At 35.0% G+C, this 24,504-nt stretch carries 17 protein-coding genes; 7 read left to right on the top strand and 10 right to left on the bottom strand.

Features of this window, described 5'->3' with window-relative positions; all coding sequences use genetic code 11:
* The first annotated feature begins 161 nt into the window (after positions 1-161).
* Positions 162-1,916 carry a M3 family oligoendopeptidase gene (locus BM183_RS12175; RefSeq protein WP_091687149.1) on the top strand — a complete coding sequence of 585 codons (1,755 nt, stop codon included), beginning with the start codon at positions 162-164 and terminating at the stop codon, positions 1,914-1,916.
* An 86-nt stretch (positions 1,917-2,002) separates the two neighbouring features.
* Here the strand turns inward: BM183_RS12175 and BM183_RS12170 are convergent, their stop codons facing one another.
* Positions 2,003-3,331: an MATE family efflux transporter gene (locus BM183_RS12170; RefSeq protein WP_091687148.1), complete on the bottom strand. Its 1,329-nt coding sequence runs from the start codon at positions 3,329-3,331 to the stop codon at positions 2,003-2,005.
* 350 nt (positions 3,332-3,681) lie between these two features.
* Here BM183_RS12170 and BM183_RS12165 point away from each other — a divergent pair, with 350 nt between their 5' ends.
* Together BM183_RS12165 and BM183_RS12155 are read left to right on the top strand one after the other, a co-directional pair.
* A complete protein-coding gene (locus BM183_RS12165; RefSeq protein ID WP_091687147.1) occupies positions 3,682-4,473 on the top strand; it encodes an HAD family hydrolase in 792 nt (263 codons plus the stop codon).
* Between the two features lie 643 nt (positions 4,474-5,116).
* A complete protein-coding gene (locus BM183_RS12155; protein ID WP_091687146.1) occupies positions 5,117-5,884 on the top strand; it encodes a MerR family transcriptional regulator in 768 nt (255 codons plus the stop codon).
* A gap of 533 nt (positions 5,885-6,417) precedes the next feature.
* On the opposite strand, the gene BM183_RS12150 is transcribed toward BM183_RS12155, so the two are convergent.
* The 4 genes from BM183_RS12150 to BM183_RS12135 all read right to left on the bottom strand — a co-directional run bounded on the left by BM183_RS12150 (position 6,418) and on the right by BM183_RS12135 (position 15,166).
* Positions 6,418-8,238, bottom strand: coding sequence for an ABC transporter ATP-binding protein (locus BM183_RS12150; protein WP_091687169.1), 1,821 nt, complete (start codon positions 8,236-8,238; stop codon positions 6,418-6,420).
* A 227-nt stretch (positions 8,239-8,465) separates the two neighbouring features.
* Complete coding sequence (locus tag BM183_RS12145) at positions 8,466-10,715, bottom strand: ABC transporter ATP-binding protein (RefSeq protein WP_091687145.1); 2,250 nt, start codon at positions 10,713-10,715, stop codon at positions 8,466-8,468.
* A 58-nt stretch (positions 10,716-10,773) separates the two neighbouring features.
* Positions 10,774-13,272, bottom strand: coding sequence for a homocysteine S-methyltransferase family protein (locus tag BM183_RS12140; protein ID WP_091687144.1), 2,499 nt, complete (start codon positions 13,270-13,272; stop codon positions 10,774-10,776).
* A gap of 64 nt (positions 13,273-13,336) precedes the next feature.
* Positions 13,337-15,166: a bifunctional homocysteine S-methyltransferase/methylenetetrahydrofolate reductase gene (locus BM183_RS12135; RefSeq protein ID WP_091687143.1), complete on the bottom strand. Its 1,830-nt coding sequence runs from the start codon at positions 15,164-15,166 to the stop codon at positions 13,337-13,339.
* A 435-nt stretch (positions 15,167-15,601) separates the two neighbouring features.
* Between BM183_RS12135 and pepF the strand changes: the two genes are divergently transcribed.
* Positions 15,602-17,404 (top strand): oligoendopeptidase F, encoded by a 1,803-nt coding sequence (pepF, locus tag BM183_RS12130; protein WP_091687142.1) that lies wholly within the window; start codon positions 15,602-15,604, stop codon positions 17,402-17,404.
* A gap of 165 nt (positions 17,405-17,569) precedes the next feature.
* Here pepF and BM183_RS12125 read toward each other — a convergent pair whose 3' ends face one another.
* Positions 17,570-17,824 carry a phage holin family protein gene (locus BM183_RS12125; RefSeq protein WP_091687141.1) on the bottom strand — a complete coding sequence of 85 codons (255 nt, stop codon included), beginning with the start codon at positions 17,822-17,824 and terminating at the stop codon, positions 17,570-17,572.
* A gap of 355 nt (positions 17,825-18,179) precedes the next feature.
* Between BM183_RS12125 and BM183_RS12120 the strand changes: the two genes are divergently transcribed.
* The 3 genes from BM183_RS12120 to BM183_RS12115 all read left to right on the top strand — a co-directional run bounded on the left by BM183_RS12120 (position 18,180) and on the right by BM183_RS12115 (position 19,423).
* Entirely contained in the window at positions 18,180-18,386 is a 207-nt protein-coding gene (locus BM183_RS12120) for a hypothetical protein (protein ID WP_091687140.1), read from the top strand.
* Positions 18,387-18,405: 19 nt separating this feature from the next.
* Complete coding sequence (locus BM183_RS20735; RefSeq protein WP_170847989.1) at positions 18,406-18,558, top strand: hypothetical protein; 153 nt, start codon at positions 18,406-18,408, stop codon at positions 18,556-18,558.
* Positions 18,559-18,892: 334 nt separating this feature from the next.
* Positions 18,893-19,423: a rubrerythrin family protein gene (locus BM183_RS12115; protein WP_091687139.1), complete on the top strand. Its 531-nt coding sequence runs from the start codon at positions 18,893-18,895 to the stop codon at positions 19,421-19,423.
* A gap of 1,307 nt (positions 19,424-20,730) precedes the next feature.
* Here BM183_RS12115 and BM183_RS12105 read toward each other — a convergent pair.
* The 4 genes from BM183_RS12105 to BM183_RS12090 all read right to left on the bottom strand — a co-directional run bounded on the left by BM183_RS12105 (position 20,731) and on the right by BM183_RS12090 (position 24,496).
* The gene (locus tag BM183_RS12105; RefSeq protein WP_091687137.1) at positions 20,731-21,741 is read right to left on the bottom strand and encodes a GGGtGRT protein; all 1,011 of its coding nucleotides are present in this window, start codon (positions 21,739-21,741) and stop codon (positions 20,731-20,733) included.
* Positions 21,742-21,759: 18 nt separating this feature from the next.
* The gene (locus tag BM183_RS12100; RefSeq protein WP_091687136.1) at positions 21,760-22,452 is read right to left on the bottom strand and encodes an iron-sulfur cluster assembly scaffold protein; all 693 of its coding nucleotides are present in this window, start codon (positions 22,450-22,452) and stop codon (positions 21,760-21,762) included.
* A 108-nt stretch (positions 22,453-22,560) separates the two neighbouring features.
* On the bottom strand, positions 22,561-23,178 hold the full coding sequence (locus BM183_RS12095; RefSeq protein ID WP_091687135.1) for a DNA-3-methyladenine glycosylase: 618 nt from the start codon (positions 23,176-23,178) through the stop codon (positions 22,561-22,563).
* Between the two features lie 280 nt (positions 23,179-23,458).
* Positions 23,459-24,496 carry an NAD(P)H-dependent amine dehydrogenase family protein gene (locus BM183_RS12090; RefSeq protein ID WP_091687134.1) on the bottom strand — a complete coding sequence of 346 codons (1,038 nt, stop codon included), beginning with the start codon at positions 24,494-24,496 and terminating at the stop codon, positions 23,459-23,461.
* Between the last annotated feature and the right edge of the window lie 8 nt (positions 24,497-24,504).

Raw genomic sequence — 24,504 nt, 5'->3', positions numbered from 1 at the left:
TTCTAGAAAGAATTGCAATATTTGTACTTTTTTGAAGAAATTGGTGGTATAATATAATCATATCTTGTTTAAGGATTGGAAGTAATACTAAGTGAAAACTGAAAAAGGGCGTTCATTGTACTTCCAATAAAACATTTAGATGCCCTTAGAAAGAGGTTTATATGAAAAAAGAATGGTCGTTAGATGCACTTTACAAAGGCTATCAGGATGAAGCCTTTCAAAATGATTTTAAACAAATGAAAGAACTGATTACAGCTATAAAAGATTACGTGGGAACACTTGCTGATATAAAACCTGCAGAAGCACTTATCTCACTTATTAATTATCTGGAAAAATATGAATTAGTTTTTAAAAGATTATACGTTTATCTTGCTCTTCGTCAGTCAACCAATACTACAGACAGCGAAACCGCTGCATTAATAGGACGGTTGGAAGAGATAAACAGTACATTATCAAAAGAAAAAGCAATGATCAATAAATACATCGGAGCTATTCCTAACCTTGATCAGATCATTTCCGAAAATGAAAAGTTAAAAAATTATGATTTTATGCTCCATGAAATTAGAAGAGAAGCAAAACATACCTTAAGTGACGACGTAGAAGAAGTAATTGCAAAAATGAATTTATCTGCCGGCTCAGCCTGGGCCATGCTTCATCAATATCTGACTTCTACCGTAGCTGTAGATTATAATGGAGAAGAAACTACTCTTTCTGGTATTCGCAATCAGGCTTATGATCCGGATCAAAGGATTCGTAAAACAGCTTATGATGCAGAAATAGCTGCTTACCATAAGATTAAAGATGCTGTTGCATTTTCACTTAATAATATCAAATCTCAAGTGAACACTATTGCAGATTTAAGAGGATATGAATCTCCATTGGCAATGACTCTGGAAAATTCCAGAATGAAAAAAGAGACTTTAGATGCCATGTTAACGGCAATGAAAGAATATATGCCAAAATTCCATGCTTACTTAAGAAAGAAAGCAGAAATACTTGGACATAAAAACGGATTGCCCTGGTATGATTTATTCGCACCACTGGGAGAATCCAATCGGACTTTTACTACGGAAGAGGCAAAAGAATATCTTGTTACTCATTTTCGCGGCTTCTCCGATGATTTAGCAGATTTGATTGAAACTGCCTTTGATGATGAATGGATTGATTTCTTCCCTCATCAGGGAAAAGTTGGAGGTGCATTTTGTTATAACCTTCCCTTTATAAAACAAAGCCGTATTCTTACGAACTTTGACAACACCCTTAGTGATGTTGTTACATTGGCTCATGAACTTGGCCATGCTTATCACGGTTACAATATCCAAGACCATCAACCATTAAATACAGATTATTCCATGCCTGTTGCAGAAACAGCCTCCAATTTTAACGAATTAATAATAATGAATGCAGCTATTAATGAATCTGAGGGAAAAGAAAAACTGGCATTGCTGGAAAGTCAGTTACAGGATACTACACAGATAATCTGCGATATTTACTCACGTTACCTGTTTGAAAGTGCTGTGTTTGAAAAACGTAAAGACTCTTTCCTATTTGCAGATGAATTAGAGAACATAATGATTGAAGCACAAAAAGAAGCCTATGGCGATGGCCTGGACCATTCCTGTTTGCACCCATATATGTGGGTTTGCAAAGGCCATTATTATTCAGAAGTATTAAGCTTCTATAACTTCCCATATGCATTCGGAGGATTATTTGCCAGAGGATTATATGCAAAATATCAGGAAGAAGGAGCTGCTTTTGTTCCCCAATACCGGGATATATTAAAAGCAACTACCGTAAAATCCGTTGAGGATGTTGCAGCCATGGCCGGTATTGATTTAACCTCTCCTGACTTCTGGAGAAAAAGTTTACAAACAGTGGCGGATTCCATTGATGTATTCTTACAAATGAGTATGTAATTGTTTCGTAAATAACAATTGTTCTATAAAACTAACTCTAAATTGTAAAAATACCTTCCGGTTTGAAACTAAACCGGAAGGTATTTTTAATCTGCAAAGGCCTGGTGTTTCCATTTACCGCTAAGGAATCTCCATACAAAACAAGCACCCCGAAACACCCAGTCAAGTGTCATTGCAAACCACACACCATAAACACCAAGTCCCATATATCTTCCTAATATATAACTAAAGGTTATTCGCCATAGCCACATAGACAATATAGAGGTTAACATGGTAAACTTCACATCATTTGCAGCTCTAAGTGCATTGGGTAAGGTAAAGGACAATGGCCAAAAGATAATTCCGCACACCGCATGATATACAACTAATTTATATGCCACGTTTAATGTTTCTGAAGATAAGTTATATATTTGCAGCATGGGGGTTGCCAGTAAAATAAATCCAATGTTTAAAAAGAACATAGCAGTATAAGTTGCTTTCATTAATTTCTTCGTATAATTTTTAGCCTCTTCAAAATTATTGGCACCAACACATTGACCAATTACTGTAATCATTGCCAAACCTATTGATGATCCTGTAATAGATTGAAAATTTGCCAGATTACCTGCAACGGCATTAGCTGAAATGGCCGTTAAACCAAAGCTTGCAATTAATCCCTGCACTAAAATCTTACCTGTTTGAAACATACTGTTTTCTAAACCGCTTGGTATTCCTATTCGCAGTATTCTTTTAATCATTTTCCAGTCAAATCCTAATTTAAATATATTATCTATATGAATGACATGTTTCTTGTTGGATATTACAAAAAGCATCACAATAGATGCAACAAGTCTGGAAATTAATGTAGGTATAGCTACTCCTTCAGCAGACATTCTAAATCCATAAATAAGAATTGCATTACCGGTAATATTAATTAAATTCATTAAAAGAGATACTTTCATGGAGACTTTTGAATTTCCCATAGCCCTGCATAAAGCAGCACAAGAATTGTATATTGCTATAAAAGGGAAAGACATAGCTGTTATATAAAAATAAATTCTTGCATTCTTCATAATCTCCGGATTGATGTCACCATATATCATATGTAGTATACTGTAATTGCCAATGATAGATATTAACATAACAATTATAGAAATAGCCCCAGTAGTAAGTAATAATTGACTTCCTGATTTACATGCTTCTTTTTCATCCTTATGTCCCAGAAATTGGGATGCAACAACTGCACCACCTGTTGCTAAAGCAGCAAACACATTAATAAGGAGTATGTTTAGGGTATCTACCAGTGATACTCCGGACATGGCAGCTTCACCGGCATAAGATACCATCATGGTATCAGACATACCTACTGCAACTGCTAATAGTTGTTCAATTATAAGTGGAATAATTAATTTGTATAGCTGCTTCTTCGTGAACATTTTTATCTTCTCCTAATCTGTAAAAAACCATTATGTACTTAATAATCTTATGTTGTGAATATCAATAATTTTCACAAACCGTTATTTTCAAAATTAAAAATACTCCAACATAATACCAACGGATAACATTATGCACTTAAAAAAACAGAATATCAATGTCCTTTTTTACCGAAAAAGCCTTTGATAAAATCCCAAAGCTGGAAAAGGTATACAAAGTTTTGAAACTTTAAGAAACTTAAACTTATAATATGCAATTCTATGGTAAAATGTAAATATATCATATAATTTTAATATCAGAAGGTTACTGATTCAGATTATTATTTGAAACCAAAGAATAGGAAGGAATATAAATGAATATAAAATTGATAGCCAGTGATATGGATGGAACCTTACTACAGAATGGAAATCAGAATATCACTGCTAAAATCTTAGAAATTATAGAGGCTTTACATGAAAAGGGTATACTTTTTGTTGCTGCCAGCGGCAGGCAATATGCCAACCTATACCGGTTATTTGAACCGGTAAGCAAAGACATCGCCTTTATATGTGAAAACGGCGCGCTGGTAATGTATCAGGATAAAATATTATCCAAAACTTCAATGAATAAGCAAATTGCTTTTAAAATCATTGAAGATATAAGAAGCAAGGATGGCTGTGAAGTTCAAATATCCGGTGAAAACACAACCTATCTTATACCAAAATCAGAAAGTTACATTAACCATTATAAGAATGTATTAAAAAATAATTATAAAATAATCCAAGATCCTGCTGATATTCCTGAGGATATAATAAAAGTATCTGTCTATGAAGAAGCCGGAATTATGGAGAATTCGGGAACTTATTTTATAAATAAATGGCAGGATAAAGTAAAGTGCACGGTGTCTGGATTTGGCTGGTTAGACTTTGTATCACCTAATGTTAATAAAGGTACCGCTTTAACTCATCTGTTAAAAAAATTAAGCATAACTCCTGAAGAAGTTATGGCATTTGGAGATAATTATAATGATTTAGAAATGTTATCATTGGTGAAATATGGTTACGTTATGAATAATGCAGTGGACGATATAAAAAACCGATATTCCTATCGCAGTAATTTAGTAGAAGAAACACTTACGGATGTTTTCGAATTGAATATTAAATAAAGTACATCCTAATTAATAAGAGGTTGTTATAAAATTGTAATTCTGAACCATAGTGCGAAAAAATCTCACTTATTTATAATGAGATTCTTTGCTCAAATTCAATTATACTTAGAATTCAGCTATGCTACTATGCGTAGAATTCAGCTATACCTGAATATGCTCTCAGAAATAACAGTTACAACAGCCTCTTTTTTTATATAATCATAAGGGTTACTTTTTAGCTTCCTTGGCGGCACACTGGGATATTTGTGGATAGCTCCTAATTGGTTCAAATCATTTGCACCGCCGATATTGAGTTTCTTACGGAGCGTTGATTTAAACGAAAAAATAATTATTCCTTTCGTACTCATGGTGGCGGTGGATTTGGGAAAATAGAAATCAATATATCTAAGGAATGCTCAAACTCAAAGTTATTACCGGGATATGCTGCAACAAGTGATTTTGATGATAAGCAAGTTCAAAGCTGGCTTGACAGCATAGGAATTTTAGCGTAAATAATCGTTAAAATAAATTTGCTTTTACAAATAAGAAATTACTTTTACATTTTACAAAAAAATTTTAAAAAAGTTATTGACATTGACGTTACGTCATAGCTTATGATAATCTTGTGAGAAGCAAAAATGAATTAGAAAAGAGGTTTGTTATGGAATATACAGTACAAAAACTTGGAAGAATGGCCGGCATCAGTCCAAGAACATTACGATACTATGACCAAATCGGTTTACTAAAACCCGGAAGAATTAATTCCTGCGGTTATAGAATCTATGGAGAATCAGAAGTAAACCAATTACAGCAAATCCTATTCTATCGTGAACTTGGTGTAAGCTTAGACAATATAAAAGATATAGTTACCGCACCATCCTTTGACGGTGTTAAAGCCCTGAGGGACCATCACGAAAAGCTTCTCAAAAAGCAAGAACAATTAAATCAATTAATAGCAAATGTTGAAAAAACATTAGCTATGACAGAAGGGAGAACAACAATGTCCGATAAAGAAAAATTCCAAGGCTTTAAACAGAACTTATTAGAAGAAAATGAAAAAAAATACGGAAAAGAAATCCGTGAAAAATATGGAGAAAGTACCGTAGCAAAATCCAACGAAAAATTCATGAACATGACTGAAGAACAATACAAAGAAACTACAAGACTTTCAGAAGCACTTATGGAAAAACTAAGTCAAGCCATGAAAACCAATGATCCTTCCGGTGAATTAGCCCAAGAAGCAGCTGACCTCCATAAAAAATGGCTCTGCCATTACTGGGACTCCTATTCCAAAGAAGCCCATGCCGGCGTGGCTCAAATGTATGTAGACGACGAAAGATTCACTGCCTACTACGATAAAGACCAACCCGGAACTGCAAAATTCTTAAGAGATGCCATCTTTATTTATACAGGTCAAAAGTTACAGTAATTCCCAATCTTGTATTTATATTAGAATTCTCCACTGCTCTTTAATTAAATGCAAGAGTAATAAGGAAGAAACCAGATGGAGATGAATCCTTTAATATAAGGCAGACAAAGATAAAAGGCGAATATTATGTCAAAGGTAAGATATAGGAAAATATTACTTTATATTACCCAAATCTTATGTTATGATCAGAGTAACAAGTAATCGAATATAAATCGATTATCCCATATAAGTAGCTATCTCACCTTGGTTAGGGCGAGGATAGCTACTTTTTTCTATGGTCAATATAGGATAGAATTGCAATTAGAAATGTTCCATATGCAAAAAGCACAAGAAATAAAGTAAAGACTTCCATAGTTTCCATATATATGAAATTGGATTTTTCGTTAGCGGAGACATTTTATTGAAACTGTACGTAGCTACTGAAAAATCCACTTCATATATAGGATACCCACTTGTTATAAATACCCCACAATGAATTTAAAAAGCCCACCAGACACTCTCCAAATTCTCACTACCTTACGTCATACAAAATTTTAAGCTGTCTGTTCAAACTGAGAATTATAAAGGTTCGCATAAAATCCACCCTTTACGATTAATTCCTCATGGTTACCCTGCTCTACAATATCTCCATCTTTCATAACAAGGATTAAGTCTGCATTTCGTATTGTAGAAAGCCTATGAGCAATAATAAAACTGGTTCTGCCCTTCATCAGGTTATCCATTGCCTTTTGAATTCTGACTTCTGTTCTGGTATCAACAGAGCTGGTAGCTTCATCCAGAATAAGAATCTTAGGGTCTGCAAGAATAGCTCTTGCAATGGTAAGCAGCTGCTTCTGGCCCTGTGAAACATTATTAGCTTCTTCATTTAATTCCATCTGATAGCCATCGGGCAATGTAGAGATAAAATGATGGGCATGGGCAGCCTTTGCTGCTTCAATAACCTCTTCGTCTGTGGCATCTTCTTTTCCATAGCGGATGTTTTCCATAATAGTGCCATGGAAAAGCCATGTATCCTGTAAAACCATACCGAACATTTTACGTAATTCACTTCGGTCAAAATCCTTAATATTATGGCCATCAACCAGGATTTCACCTTCATTTACATCATAAAAACGCATTAATAGTTTTACAATGGTTGTTTTTCCTGCTCCTGTGGGGCCAACAATGGCAATTTTTTGACCCGGTTCTACTTTAGATGAGAAATCTTTTATTATTATTTTCTCCGGTGTATATCCAAACTTTACATGTTTAAATTCTACTGTACTTTGTATTCCATTTGTGGAAACAGGATTATCCACATCTTGTATTTCCTCTTCTTCACTTAGGAATTCAAATACTCTTTCGGAAGCCGCAGCTGCCTGTTGTATTTGATTGGATATCTGAGCCATCTGTCCGATTGGCTGGTTAAAGTTTCTCACATACTGTATAAAAGATTGAATACTTCCTACTTCAATACGGTTCTGAATAACCAGATAACCGCCTAAAACTGCCACTGCCACATACCCGATGTTTCCAACAAAGGACATGATCGGGAACATTAAACCGGAATAAAACTGAGATTTCCAGGCAGAATCATAAAGGGAATTATTTACTTCCTTAAATTCTGCAATTACTTTCTCTTCTCCGTTGAATACCCTAACTACCTGATGCCCCCCATACACTTCTTCCACCTGGCCATTTACATGGCCTAAATATTCCTGCTGAGATTTAAAGTAGATCTGTGATTTTTTAACCATAAAACTGATTAACACACCGGAAAGCGGGAGTACCAATAGGGCTACCAAAGTCATAGATAAACTGATGGATAACATCATAATCAATATACCAATAATTGACGTAACAGAAGTAATAATCTGCATCATACTTTGATTTAAGCTATTACTTAGCGTATCTATATCATTAGTAACCACAGATAATACTTCACCGTGGGTTTTTGAATCAAAATATTTCATCGGCAGGCGATTTATTTTTTCTGATAATTCTTTTCTTAATTGATAAGTTACATTTTGAGAAATCTTATTCATGATAAATGCCTGTATTAAGGAGAATATTGAACTGGTTATATATAACCCAAGTAAAAATAGTAATGTTCTTCCTATTTTTTCAAAGTCAATTCCTCCTGTACCGGATATCTTCGCCATTAAACCTTTAAATATAGAGGTAGTTACATTACCAAGTATTTTAGGTCCTACGATAGAAAAAACGGTACTGCCGATTGCAAAGATAATCATAATAATAATTTTTATTTTGTATTTAGAAAGATACACCGCTAACTTTCCTATTGACCCTTTAAAGTCTTTTGCTTTTTCTCCTGTATATCCCCCCATTGGTCCATGTCCCCCGGGCTTTCGCATTTTAGGGTTATCTGTATTTATATTTTTATCCTGAGGAGTATTTTCTTTATTCATGTGAACCTCCATTCTAGTGCTCAGCACCTTTTAATTGATATCAAATTCCTATTTCAACGCAAGTTTTCAGTGGAAAAAGATATTACTTTTTCAACCTAGCTCTCATGCCATGCCCCTTTTGCTTACAGATGTGCACTGCCATCTACAGGGTATGAATTATGATTTTTAATAATTTACTCTAATTCCTCCTGTGAAAGTTGTGATAATGCAATTTGCCTATATACCTCACAGCTATTAAGAAGTTCTTTATGAGTACCTTTTCCCACTATTTTACCTTCATCCAATACTAATATCTGATCTGCATGAAGGATGGTACTGATTCTTTGGGCAACAATAATTACCGTACTTTCAGCGATTTCTGTTTTTAAAGCTTTTCTAAGTGCAACATCGGTTTTATAATCCAAAGCCGAGAAACTATCATCAAAGATGTAAATTTCCGGATTTTTAGCAATGGCTCTTGCAATGGATAATCTCTGTTTTTGACCGCCGGAAACATTACCCCCTCCCTGAGCAATAGGAGAATCATATCTATCTGGCTTTTCTTCAATAAAATCATAGGCCTGTGCAATCCTTGCCGCACCTTCTATTTCTTCCTGTGTTGCTTTTTCATTACCATATCGAATATTAGAATCAATGGTACCGGAGAATAGAACACCTTTTTGAGGTACATAACCAAGCTTATCTCTTAAATCATGCTGGGTTATCTTTCTAACATCAACACCATCTACCTTTACACTGCCTTCTGTTACATCAAAGAATCTTGGAATAAGGTTTATCAAAGTAGACTTACCACTGCCGGTACTTCCTATAATAGCTGTAGTTTCTCCCGGCTTTGCAGTAAATGATATATTGGATAGCACATCATCCTCTGCTTTCGGATACCGAAAAGAAACATTTTCGAATTCCACATAACCCTTTTTCATGGTATCAAAAGCAGCGGGAGTTTCCGGATCCTGTATAGATGCCTTTTTATTTAATACCTCCATAATTCTTGAAGCTGATACAGAGGCTCTTGGTAATATAATGGATAACATGGATAACATTAAAAAGGACATAATTATCTGCATGGTGTAAGATATAAATGCCATAATATCGCCTACCTGCATAGTACCTAAATCTATACTCTCAGCACCTTTCCAGAGAATAAGTATAGTAATGCCATTCATAATTATTGTCATAACCGGCATCATAAAAGCCATTACCCGGTTAACAAACAGATTTGTTCTCATTAGATCCCTATTGGCTTTATCAAATCTTTTTTCTTCTGTTTTCTCTTTACTAAATGCACGAATTACAGGAAGTCCTGTTAGAATTTCTCTGGTAACCAGATTCAATTTGTCCACTAATTTTTGCATAAATTTAAACTTAGGCATGGCCAGTACAAATAAAGTTCCCACCAGACCAAGCAGCAAGCATACACCTAAAGCGATGATCCAAGTCATGGAAGTATTAGTATTCAGTACTTTTATTACGCCTCCAATAGCAAGAATCGGTGCATAGAACACCATTCTAAGAAGCATTACCATAATCATCTGAACCTGTTGAATGTCGTTAGTACTTCTGGTAATCAAAGATGCGGTAGAGAACTGGTCAAATTCTAGATTAGAGAATTGTATAACCGTTGTAAAAACCCTTTCTCTTAAATCTTTTCCCAGACCTGCACCTATTCTTGCCGATAAGAATCCAACTGATACCGATGCTACGGTTGCAACCAAAGCTAATCCCAGCATTTTAGCGCCGGTTAGCATAATATAATTTCTTTGAATGCTATTAACATTCATGCCAATGGCTTGATACTCATTTTTTACAGCTGCAATAACCCCCTGTCCAATCATAGCGTCAGGTATGGCGGCTATTTTTTCCTCTATAGACCCTATTATTTTGTTAGATTGTTCTTTTGGTAAAATAGTAATAATATCAAGTAAATTTTTATCAGCCATTTCTTTTGGTAATTGTGATAACAGCTGTGATCTCATCTCTTTCGTTTCTTCGGAATCACTGTTAAGCATGCTTGCCAGTATCAAGGCATCCTTCATAATTGCTTCCAATTTTTCATACTCTTCCTGATTATTTTTACTGTTATCTTTCAGTATATATATGTTTTCCTTATCCAGAATCGGATATTTTTTTTGATAATCTTTAAACTCTTCTTTTGTTAAGTTGTCTTTAGACAAAAGGGTATAAGCATTTAGAACAGTTTCTTGTTCCTCTGCTTCCAACAGCTTTATTATATTAGCCATTTGACTTTCTCTAATTGCAACAGGAACAACTTCCTGTACACCACCTTGCTGGATTCCGATATCTACAATATCAGATGTATAGGTAGGTAAAGATAAATCACAAAAAGCCTGTAATACCAATAACCCAAATATCAAGATGATAAATGGTATTGACTTTTTTAAGTATTTAAATAATTTAAGCATATAAATCCTTCCTTCATTCCGTTTTATTTAGTGAATGACCGAAACTGATACCGGATGTTTATAGTCCCATTATTTTCTTAGCCAGCATAACGGTTTCTCCTGCATCCTTACCATATCCGTCCGCTCCGATTTCATCTGCATAACTTTGTGTAATAACAGCACCCCCGATTATAACCTTTGCATTAAGACCGGTTTCTTTATTCAGGCGAATTACTTCTTTCATCTCTAACATGGTAGTGGTCATTAATGCAGATAGCCCGATAATATCCGCTTTTTCTTTCTCAGCCACTTCAATTATCTTCTTGGAAGGTACATCTTTCCCAAGATCGATCACACGAAAGCCGTAATTTTTCAGCATTAGAACTACCAGATTCTTGCCTATATCATGAATATCTCCCGATACGGTGGCAAGGACAATGGTACCAAGGTGTTTTTCTTTCTCATCTTTTTTTAATAACGGTTCCAGCAGCTCAATAGCCAGCTTCATAGTTTCAGCAGAAGATATTAATTGAGGCAGAAAATAAATTTGCTTGTCAAATAATATTCCCACCTGATTAATGGCAGGAATCAGCAGATGATCAAGAATATAGGAGGGTGCTTTCCCTTCTTCCAATGTTTTCTTTACCAAATACACTATATTTCTTTTGTTTCCTTTTATAACTGCTTCATAAACAGGATTTGAATCTAAGGAGTTCTCTGAGTTTTCTCCAATAAGATTTCTATTATCAGAAGGAGAAGATGGACTCTTTCCTTTTTCATCCCTATTGACCGGTTTACTGCCGGTAATCACCATTAGTCTGGATGTAACACGATGGATATAACGAATATCCCCTTCTTCTTTTCCCCTTAATAAATCTGCTGCATAAACTGTATTCATTAATAAATCCTGAGCAGGATTAGCTATAGCCATAGTAAGTCCCGCTTGTACTGCAAAAGCTAAGAAAGTACTGTTAATAAATTGTCTTTCCGGAAGTCCAAAAGAAATATTGGATAAGCCGATTATCGTTGCCACTCCTAATTCTTCTTTACAATACTGAATGGTTTCCACAGTTTCTTTGGCGGCATTTTTATTAGCCCCAATTGTGTTAACAAGGCCATCCACTATAATATCTTCTTTTGTTAATCCGATTTTCTCAGCTTCATGTATAATTGTTTGAATAATTTCTTTCTTCTCTTCTATGTTCTTAGGCAGACCTTTTTCTGAAACAGGAAGTAAAATAAACATAGCACCATATTTTTTAGCTATAGAAAGCAATTGCTCACATTTATTTTTCTCCAGCGAAATAGAATTTATTAAAGCCCGGCCGGGATAAATACGAAGAGCAGCTTCAATAACACTAACGTAACTGGAATCAATGCATAAAGGTACATTGGATATGGCAGCAACCTCTTGCACTGCATTTACCATACTATCTTTCTCATCAATACCATTCATGCCCATATTAATATCCAATATATCTGCACCATTTTCGATTTGTTCATTGGCCATGGTTATTACCGTATCAAGATTTCCTGCCTTTAGCTCTTCCTGAAGTTTTTTCTTACCGGTAGGGTTAATACGCTCCCCTACAATCAGGAACTTTCCATTTAAATCAATATTTAAAGTATTTCTTTCAGTTGTAAGGGCTCTTTTCTTGTTCTTACTTATAGAACGAGGCTTTAAACTACTTATTTCCCTGCTTAGAAGATGAATATGTTCCGGTGTGGTTCCGCAGCATCCCCCAACCATACTTGCACCGGCCTCTACTAACTTTTTGGCCTCCAGAGAAAATTCTTCCGGTCCACAGTCAAATACGGTTTCCGATTCTATTAAAACCGGAAGTCCTGCATTGGGCTTTGCCGCTATAGGAACGGTAGCATATTCCTTCATAAGCTTTACTACCTCACACATTTTCTCAGGACCGGTAGAGCAATTTACACCAACTGCATCCGCCCCCATATTCTGAAGAACCATAATAGCAGTTGCAGGATCTGTGCCGTTAAGGGTTCTTAAATTTTCTTCAAAGGTCAATGTTATCATTACTGGTAAGTCACAGGTTTCCTTTACTGCAAGAAGAGCTGCTCTGCATTCAGACAGACTCATCATTGTTTCAATTACAAATAAGTCTACCCCTTCCATCAACATATAGGCAACTTGTTCCTTATAAATATCTACCAGTTCTTCAAATTGTAAGGAGCCCACTGGGTATAACTGTTCTCCGGTCATAGTTAAGTCTCCGGCAACAAACACTTTACGTCCGTTTTTTTCTGCATTTGACTCTTCAATTGCTTTCTTTGATATCCTCACCAATCCCCGATTTATATCTTCAATCTCATCTGCCAGACCGTATTCTCCTAACTTAATACGGTTACCGGAAAAAGTAGGAGCATAGAGAATATCTGAGCCGGACGCAATATACTCCTTTTGTAAATCAATGAGTATACGGCTATTTTCCAATATCCACTTTTCAGGACAGACTCCGGTGGGCATCCCCCTCTTTTGAAGGTTGCTTCCCGTAGCTCCGTCTAAAAGAACTATCTTGCTATTTATTAAGTCTAAAAATTCTTTCCTTGTCATCTTATCATTCCTTTCTTAATGATACAGCCAACGGTATCACCCACTATTTGTAACTAACTCCAATTTATATAATTCGAATTTTATCCATTAAACTAACACGGTTAAACGGCAGCATAAAGTAATATCCGTCTGCAAATGGACTAAGCTTTTCAATAATCTCATTGGCAATCTCCGCCCCTGTCCATTCCGCTTCTTCTTTTGACATATCCGGATGATAACGTTTAACTATTTCATCAGGCACGTGAATGCCTGTAATTTCATTCTTAATAAAGTTAGCATTACGATAACTGACAAGAGGCATAATGCCGCAAAGTATTTTTGTATCTATCTTTTCCTTTATACTTTGAATCCGGTCAACATCCTCCTTGCTAAAGATAGGCTGGGTCAGAAAATATTTTACACCGGCATCTATTTTTCTCTGCATCCGTTCTACAATTTTATTAATATCTCCCCGTCCATAATTAAGAGCACCTCCGTAATAAATGGGCTCTTCACTGAAATGTTCCCGGTTCATCTCTTTTACAAAGTCCATAAGCTGTATAGAGTTATAATCAAATACTCCAGTAGCAGATTGTCTGTTCTCACTGGGAATTGGATCACCTGTTACTACTAAAATATTGCGGATACCATTAACATACGCACCCAGAATGCCGGATCGCATAGCTATCATATTCTTATCCCGGCAGCATAAATGGGGCATCACTTCCATTCCCGTTTCCCTGGCTATCTTAACACTCATTAAAATGGAGTCAACACGGCTTCTGCCCATAGGGGAATCTGCCAATGTAATTACATCTACCGTACTGTTTTTTAATTTATTGGCACACTCAAGAATCTTTTCATCCTTTGCATCAAATGGAGGATCTAACTCCACAGCTACAACTTTTTTGCCGGGCTGAAATAATTCATAAAGGTTATTCTTATGAATTACCCCATCTGCACTCCTATTTTCCTTATTCTCTTCTGAAGAATTTTCATGTTTTAAGGAAAGAGTAACCTGTTGTGAATAAGTTATCCGGTTTCCCCGATTCAGATCCTGCATATTAATATGCTGATTAATATTTTTAATATAGTTAGGGGTTGTTCCGCAACAACCGCCCATTATATCTACCCCAAGACCAGCAATCCGTTTCATATTTTCCGTAAAGTAGCCTTCATTATCCATGAATACCATTCGATTCTGAAACTGTTCCGGATAGCCTGCATTGGGTGTAATCACAATGTATTTATTATCCGGTAAAGGAACCTTCTTCAATATGTGATACATATGACCGGAACCAATTCCGCAGTTAAACCCTCCTGCATCTATTTCGTTTGTTTTTGCTAACTCTTCAAGAAGGGAGGTTATACTAATGCCTGCGGCGGTATAACCATTCTTATCCAAACAAAAATTTGTAATAATAAAAGTATCCGGCAATTTTTCTTTAATATACGGAACTAGTTCCCGTATATACTTAAAACTTGAAAATGTTTCAAATAAAATAACTTCCGGTTTCTCTTTTAAAAACACATCACATATAAACTTGTATTCTTCCAATAATTCTTCTTCTGTTTTTGAACTTTCCGATATGGGTCCTATATCACAGGCAATATAAACTTCTTTTCCGCTTTCTTCCACCGCCTTTTTGGCAATATCATAGGAAGCTTTTATTAGCTTCTCTTGTTCCCCGCTGGTAATGGAAAGAGCCTCCCGGTTAGCCGCAAAAGAATTGGTTCGAATCAGTTTGGCACCTGCTTCTATATAGCTTTTATGAATATTTATAATGGTGTCCGGAGCATTCAAATTGGCATATTCTGATATCTCATTATTATTATTCACTAATCTGGAATAATAAGTCCCCATTGCACCGTCCATGACTAATTTATGTTGTAGTAAATAATCTTTTATTTTCATGAAATCTCCTCATATCCTAATATCCTATACAGGATTTATTCATTGGTTTAATCTTCTAAATATAATAGCATAAATATTTAAAATTGAAAGAAAAATTGTATAAATTTTTAAATTATTTTTCATCACAAGGTTTCCTGATTCATTTCTTGTTCCTAGCCCACTGTACAATTTAAGGGTCAAATCCCCTTAATCTACTGTATTATATTTGTAAAATTGGTACTTTCAATCCACTGTATTATATTTCTTATAATTGTAAATTGTGGTAGCCCTTTCTTTCATTTTGATGTATAATGTAAAAAATGTATTTACTAATATTAGAGGTAGTAAATACTATTTTCATAATTTTATTATTAGTATGGAATCTTTGGTTAACATATCAGCATTAATTTCTGGTCTTAACCAGGGATTTACTACATAAAATCGGAGGTTACTATTATGGCATCAAAAACACAAATACCGGTAAGAAGTGAGTTAGACCCACAATATACCTGGGCAATTGAGGACTTATACCCATCTGATGAAGCATGGAAATCCGAGTTTGAGAACGTAAAGACTTACCTTGAAAAAATTGCTTCCTATAAAGGAAAGCTCGGAGAATCAGCAGAGATACTATATGAATATCTGAAATTAAGTGATGAAGTAAATATATTAATGAGTTATTTAGGACATTATGCAGCCCGTAAACACGATGAAGATACAAAAGTATCTGTTTATCAGGATATGTACGGCAAGTTTTATTCCTTAGTAGTTGAAATTCAAAGTGTATCATCTTTTGAAACACCGGAATTACTGCAGATATCAGATGAAGTGTTAGAATCCTTTTATGCAGCAAAGCCGGAATTATCCCTTTATAAGAAACATCTGGATGAAATACGGAGAAAAAGAGAACATATACTTTCACCGGAAGAAGAAAGAATCATTGCTTTAGCAGGTGAAATGACCTTAGCACCGGGTAATATTTATTCTATTTTCGGTGATGCTGATTTGCAATTCCCGGATGCCATTGATAAGGATGGCGTTCCACATCAGGTAACCCAGGGCAGCTTTATATCTTTAATGGAAAGTGAAGACCGTGTGTTAAGAAAATCTGCCTTCCAGTCCTTTTATCATTCCTATGGAACTTACAAAAATACTATGGCTACCGTTTTAAATTCTCAGGTTAAACAGTTAATTTTTAATGCAAAAGCAAGAAAATATTCTTCCACCCTTCAGGCATCTTTAGATGAAACCAATGTACCTGTTGAAGTATACCATAATTTAATTGATGCAGTGCATAATAATTTTTCCTATATGCATAAATACGTAAGGCTCCGTAAAAAATTATTAAAACTGGATGAACTTCATATGTATGATCTTTATACTCCTATAATAAAGGATGTAGATGTAACCATAACCTATGAAGAGGCTAAGAAAAATGTAATGGAAGCAGTAAAGCCTTTAGGAGAGGAATATCAACGTATTTTACAAGAAGGTTTTAACAACCGTTGGATAGATGTTTATGAAAATGTAGGTAAGAGAAGCGGTGCATATAGTGCAGGCGCCCGTGTACATCCATACGTTTTATTAAACCACAAAGAAAATTTGGATAGTGAATTTACTCTGGCACATGAAATGGGCCACGCAATACACTCCTACCTTTCCAATCGGGAACAGCCATTTATATACACTGAATATAAAACATTCGTTGCTGAAGTTGCTTCTACCTGTAATGAAGCATTATTGATGGAATATTTGTTAAATAAAACAGAGGATAAATACCAACGGGCTTATTTAATTAATTATTTCCTGGAGCAATTCAGAACTACCATATACCGCCAAACTATGTTTGCAGAATTCGAATTGCTGATTAACAGAACGGTGGAAGAGGGAGAAAGCCTTACAGCTGAAAGAGTTTGCAGCCTTTATAGAGATCTAAATAAACAGTATTATGGAGACGATATTGTAATTGATCCTGAAATTGATTTAGAATGGGAAAGAATCCCCCATTTTTATTACAATTATTATGTATTCCAATATGCAACAGGTTATTCTGCTGCTATCGCTCTATCCAGAAGAATCCTTACGGAAGGAGAACCTGCTGTAAAAGATTATCTTCAATTTTTAAGCGGTGGCTGTTCCAAAGATCCGGTTTCCCTATTAAAAGATGCAGGAGTGGATATGACCACTGCAAAACCGGTTAATGATGCCTTGGCTTTATTTAATAAATTAATTGACGAATTAGATACCTTATTAAGTTAAGCTTGTGAAAAACTGAACAGATTATAATAAACAGGTGTCACTCTAAGCACCAATCGGGTTAACAAAGCTAATCCCTTTTTTGCTTAGAATGACACCTGTTGTATAAACCATTATGAAAGATAAGAAGTCAATTATAAAAAAATAAATCTCTGCAGCTTTAACCACTCATTCTTTATCCCGTATATTTCTGACCATTTCAAAAGCTCCGGTACTGGCCAGACCACTTGCAAGGCCACCTAAAAGAATCTGTAGATTAAATTTCCAATCATTCATCCAAACATTTAGTAATACTCCCACAATACCCATAATAAGTGGTATGTATTTATTGGGGATAAAATCCAAACTGTGCTTGATTATGTACCCTAAAGCCAAACAAATACCAACGATTAATGCCACCACATATTGGTTTAAGAACTCCACAAAAACTCCTCCTTTTCATAATATTTTTAAAATCTATGACTCTTTTGAATTTCAATAAAAAATAATTCTATTACTTTCTATATTATATTAATAAGGTCATAAAAAAAGAGCCAAGTTCCTTACTTTTATTAAAGTTTTTTCATCCAACATTGCTTTTTTAACACAATTGCATAATTTCTTAATTTCAGATAATACTTCTTATAAGAGAAATCTTTTCATGATAATTTTATTGAAATTAATGAAAGCTTTTTTAAGGTTTTTCGTAAGTATATTTTTTTAAATTTCATGAATTTTTTGATATTCTCATTCTTTCTTAAAATATATTTTTAATAATTTTACCCGGAGGTGAAAGTTTATGGACCCTAGTGGAACACCCACTCCAGCAATGCCTCCTCTTTACCCTGGATTCTTAATTAATTATTTTGCTTATTCACAAGATGGAAATGACTACTTTGATTCTCTGGATTCTGATACGAAAGACTATGTAGCAAAACATGTAGATGATTTAAGCTCTATAAATGATATCAAAGCATGTATAAATGAATTAAACGGAGACAAATAATTACGAGGAAGGAGCCGTCATGGAAAACAAATTATATGATGATTATAAAATAGCTCATATATCAACAAATGAAATTGATAAAATAGATGAGTTACAAGAATCCATTAAAAACAGTTCTAATAAAGACGTTGTATTAATTGCATACGAACCAAAAGAAGAAACCAAGGGTTAAACCTTGGTTTTCTTTTTATAGTCTCTTTTTTATACTTCATTCCTTTTCCATAAAACTGCATAATTTCCTTTTTTTATTAAAAGTTCACACTAACTTCACAGAAATAACAAACATTCAACACAGTTTCTTCTTACAATAACAATTATCAAGTTCCCCAACTTGTTTACATATATTTTTCCATTGAGAGGCAGTAGTTTTTCTACTGGCCTCTCCTCCTTTATATATTATTATGTTCTCAGATCATAAAAATAACTAATAAATGAATACATAAAAAACCGAATATGCCATATATTTTACAAAGTCAATATGAATGCTTTATTCAAAAGGAGTAATATTGGATTTTCAGCAAAGTAAAACCTACATAAACTTACAAATTGCATTGCAGAATGAACTTCAATCAAATGCTAAATTACAATTGTTCCGAAAAAAAGCTGATCAGGATGAATTGCTGGTAATTCGGTATATTTTTGATACTGCCGCAAGAAATGCTGAATTTATCTCAGAAAGACTTCGAAGAATATTATATGGCGGTGATCCATCAACTTTAAATAACTTATTAGAAGCTTCCGCTGATGCTGAAAAAGCGGAAAAAAGTTACCGGGAATATTCCCGAATTGCTCTTGAAGAAGGATATCAGGATATTGCAGCATTATTTAACGGTATAGGAAACATAAAATTAAGTCACGATGTAGCTTTTCATAGAACGGCTGAGGACATTCAAAATTCAGAATTATTTTGCAAACCTACGGAAACTTTATGGATATGCTTAGGCTGCGGTAATATTATAGGCGGATTGTGTGCACCTGAAATTTGTCCAATCTGCGGTTATCCTCAAGGATATTATCAGATATACTGTCAATGTTAAAATTTACGCCATCTAACATCGTTAGGCTGTGCGGGAGCGTGGACTCCTTTTCACGCTCCCGTCTCATCATATAATTTATCCGTTCAATCACCTGCCGCCATGTTTAAAATAATAAGATACATCTGTCGTGTTTATATTAAACAAGCTATACATAGCACTTAGAGCAATAATAAAGATTATGGAGGATGTTATAAGTCTTATAGTATACTTACATCTACTTTTAACAAGTTCTGTATTGTCAAGTATTACACCATAATCTTTCCATAGTTCAGCTGCATATGCTAATAATGCAAAAAAATTTAGTATTAAACAAAGGGTAATTTTGTTCATGCTATCATTCCTTTATAAACTCAATTCTAAAATCCTTTAAAAGCTCCAGATTAGTTAATTGTATTAGCTTCTTTAAGTCACTCTCTCTATTTGTAATGAAGCGTTCCTGTTCTTCTTTTCTTGATTTAAGAATAGTATGGAAGCCATTCTGTCTATATATGCGTATTAACTGTAAAATTAATTCTTTTTTCCGTAAAGTGTTACTTCTATTCTATTTTTATTTCGTTTGGTTGGTAAATTGATCAAAGTTATTTCTTGCATCACTTATTTATCTAACTTCTTTATTTTTAAACATAATAAAAGTACCTAAGCTATAGCCTAAGTACTCCATAAAATTCTACATTCCTCCTAATCCACCTTTTACAGAATCAGACTTATATTTTTAATTCATCTCTTTTTTATGAAATCACAATACTGCACTAAAATATCTTTTGTCATCTTATCACCCCTAACTGTTCATAAACTTTTTAATAACCATTCAAATATAGTACATATATGAACGATACAATATAGTTATAGAGTTTTACATAGTAACCTTCCTTTTTCATAAGTGGCCAGTAGGGATTACCTGCTGGCTTCTCCTTTTTTATATTTATATAATAATTAGTACACTAGAAAGAAAATATTAACTTAATTAACGACACCATGTTGGGTGGAATAAAACAGAATCTGGCACAGGTAAATGAAGGGCAAAAGGCACTAAGATGACATATGATAAATATCGCGGTAGATTTGTAAAGGTAATGGCACAATGCGGATTAAAGATATACCCCCATTGTTTGTATGCTTTTATAACAAAAGGCAAATTTTCTTAAGGAATATATTATTAAAATAAAATAAGCAGGCATATCGTATTTTATCGATATGCCTGCAATTTTTATAAAATGTTTTGTTCCTTACGACTGTTCCTTACGCGTTCCTTACACATTGTTTTATGTAATGTGCCGCTATCTAACAATCAGTGTTTATGCTAGTTATTAGAATTTACCTGCATCAGCAGCTTGCTGTAAAGCAACTGCAACTGCAACTGTAGCACCAACCATTGGATTGTTACCCATTCCAATAAGTCCCATCATTTCAACGTGAGCAGGAACGGAAGAAGATCCAGCAAATTGTGCATCAGAGTGCATTCTTCCCATAGTATCTGTCATACCATAAGAAGCAGGACCTGCTGCCATGTTGTCCGGATGAAGAGTTCTTCCTGTACCGCCGCCGGAAGCTACGGAGAAATATTTCTTTCCTTGTTCCATACATTCTTTCTTGTATGTACCTGCCACTGGATGCTGGAATCTTGTAGGGTTAGTTGAGTTACCGGTAATAGATACGTCAACACCTTCTTTATGCATGATTGCAACACCTTCTGTTACGTCATTAGCACCATAGCAGTTAACTTTTGCTCTGTCACCTTTTGAGTAGGATTTTCTGAATATTTCTTTTACTTCACCTGTATAGTAATTCATTTCTGTCTCAACAAATGTAAATCCATTAATTCTGGAAATGATTTGTGCCGCATCTTTTCCTAAACCATTTAAGATAACTCTTAAAGGTTTATTTCTAACTTTATTAGCAGATAATGCAATACCGATTGCACCTTCCGCAGCCGCAAAGGATTCATGTCCTGCTAAGAAACAGAAACATTCCGTTTCTTCTTCCAGTAACATCTTCCCTAAGTTACCATGTCCTAAACCAACTTTTCTCTGGTCAGCAACAGAACCTGGAATACAAAATGCCTGAAGTCCTTCACCAATTGCTGCAGCAGCTTCAGAAGCTTTTCTGCAATTTTTCTTAATAGCAATTGCAGCACCTACAATATAAGACCAGCAAGCATTTTCAAAACAAATAGGTTGAATACCTTTTACTTGGTTATATACATCAAGTCCGGCTGCTTTTGTAATCTTCTCAGCTTCTTCGATAGAAGATATACCATAGCTGTTTAATACTGCATTAATTTTATCTATTCTTCTTTCATATGATTCAAATAAAGCCATTTTATGTATCCTCCTCTATTATTCTTTTCTAGGGTCAATAATCTTCACTGCATCAGCAACACGACCATATTGTCCCTTGGCCTTTTCCCAAGCTGTTGTAGGGTCATCGCCCTTCTTAATAAAGTCAGTCATTTTACCCAAGCTTACAAATTGATAACCGATAATTTGATCTTCTTCGTCAAGAGCAATTCCTGTTACATAGCCTTCAGCCATTTCAAGATAACGAGGTCCTTTCTTTAATGTACCATACATAGTACCAACCTGGCTTCTTAGTCCTTTTCCTAAATCTTCAAGTCCTGCACCTACAGGCAGACCATCTTCTGAGAAAGCACTTTGTGTTCTTCCATAAACGATTTGTAAGAAAAGTTCTCTCATAGCGGTGTTGATTGCATCACATACTAAGTCTGTATTTAAAGCTTCCAGGATAGTTCTTCCCGGAAGAATTTCTGCTGCCATAGCTGCAGAGTGAGTCATACCGGAACATCCGATTGTTTCTACCAATGCTTCCTGGATAATACCATCCTTTACGTTAAGTGTTAATTTACAGGCACCTTGTTGTGGTGCACACCAGCCAACACCATGTGTTAAGCCGGAAATATCAGTTACATCCTTAGCTTTTACCCATTTTGCCTCTTCTGGAATAGGGGCTGCTCCATGGTTAACACCTTGTGCAACTGGACACATCATTTCTACTTCATGTGAATAAATCATATTGAGACTCCTTTCAATATACATAATAATGCATATTACGCATTCGCACCTATTTTCTCACAAATAATCTGATTAGTCCATAGTTTTGTTAATTTTTTTTCAAAGTTTTCATTTCTTTAGTACTTTTTTATCCTTTACAGATACATATTCATTGTTTTCGATAGTATATCTCCAAAGATAATCCTTGGCCTCTCCTGCATAATCAATATTAATTCGTTTGGAAGAGACGATATTGATAGATTCTTTGTAGGAAATGCTATCCTGATATTCCAGGTATAACTTATTTCCACAAAGATCCATACCATAATTATTCTTATCTATACCCATTGCAGCACATAATTTCCCTGGCCCGCTGCAAAGATTCTTAAGCTTATCTGTTTTACGGCGTTGTTTCATTAAATCGATTCCTTCCACAGGTTCCAAAGCCCGAAGTAATACAACCTCGGGAATCTCTTCTTTATTGGTAACTATATTCATACAGTAATACATTCCATAGATTAAATATATATAAGCATACCCGCCTTCTCCGTATTGAATCTCTGTTCTTTGGGATCTTATATTTTTATAGGAATGGGCAGCAGCATCTTTTGGCCCCATATAAGCTTCTGTTTCCACAATGATTCCTTTTGTAATTCCTTCTTTGGTTTCATGAACAAGTACAAGGCCCAATAAATCTTTTGCCACCTCTACAGCGCTTCTTTGGTAGAAATCTCTGGTGACTTTCATATATACACCCATTGCATATCAAATCTGTTTATCGATGTATACTCTGCCTACAGATTTGATATTGCCACAAATATCAAGTTGAAAGAATCATTTTGTGGCATCCTCTCTATATTCTTACTTTCTTTCAACTTCTTTTTCTTTTTAAATAGTAATTAAAATAAAAAGTATCGTAAACGTTATTTAAAGTTTACGATACTTTTATTTTTTAGTCAAATAAGAACCTATATGCAACATTTAGAGTTAACTGTATAACTTATGTTAAATAATTCTTTTATTACTTCTACTTTACATAGTATTGCATAGGATAGGAAAGATATTCTACATTATCCATTTTTTCAATTGTATAATAACCGGCCGGTGCATTTAAGATAGTTGGAATACGGTTCACAACGGTTGCACAAGTATGTTCCACCGTGGCCGGTTTGTTAACATGAAATTCTGTATCCGGTTCTCCGATAATCTTCCAGTCACACATATCTCCATCATCAGGTCCGTATACTTTACCAATACACTGAGTTTCAATAATTGGTCCCTGGAAGGTTTCTGTAGTTACAACCGCACTCATACCAATACAGTTACCTTTCGGAATAGTTTCACCAAGGGTGGAAGAATATAAATCTTTATCATAAAAATAAGGAACACATTTTTGAGACTGGGATTTGATGGTCCATCCCATTTTTGAGCAGATAGCTTCATTGGAATTCCATACATACGCAGGCTCCAGTACTTCCGGATGTGCAATTTCTTTTTCAAACTGTTCCGGTGTTAAACCTGCGCCATGAGCCTTAGCTAAAGCCAGCCCATAATCTTCTACATTATAACTGACAGCTCCTTCTATCTTTTCTATCTTATGAATACCACCTGCCACACAAGCTATCATATTTACCCAATATATATCCTGCATTCCGGATCCTGCAATGGTACAGTTATTTTCTTTGGCCAGTTTATCCAACTTGTTAGTCAAAGCTGCAGCCGTAGTCCATGGATAAATTGCTTCTTCACAGGTAGTAATTACGTTAATTCCACGGCTAACTACCTTTTCCACATAGGGATATATGTCCTTTATAAAACTAAATAAAGTGACAATAGCAATATCCGCATCACATTCATCAAGGACGGCATCTGCATCACTACGAATAGGTACTCCAAGCTTTATTCCAAGACCTGCAAAGTCCCCCACGTCCATTCCAACAACCTCTGGATTTACATCAATTGCGCCAACAATTTCCGCACCATTCTCATACAGATATCGAAGGGCATATTTAGCCATTTTACCGCAACCGTACTGCACAACTCTGATTTTCTCATGAAACATAATAATACCTC

It is taken from the genome of Anaerocolumna aminovalerica (genome assembly GCF_900115365.1).
GTDB lineage: Bacteria > Bacillota > Clostridia > Lachnospirales > Lachnospiraceae > Anaerocolumna > Anaerocolumna aminovalerica.
This window is presented reverse-complemented; position numbering and strand designations above follow the sequence as displayed.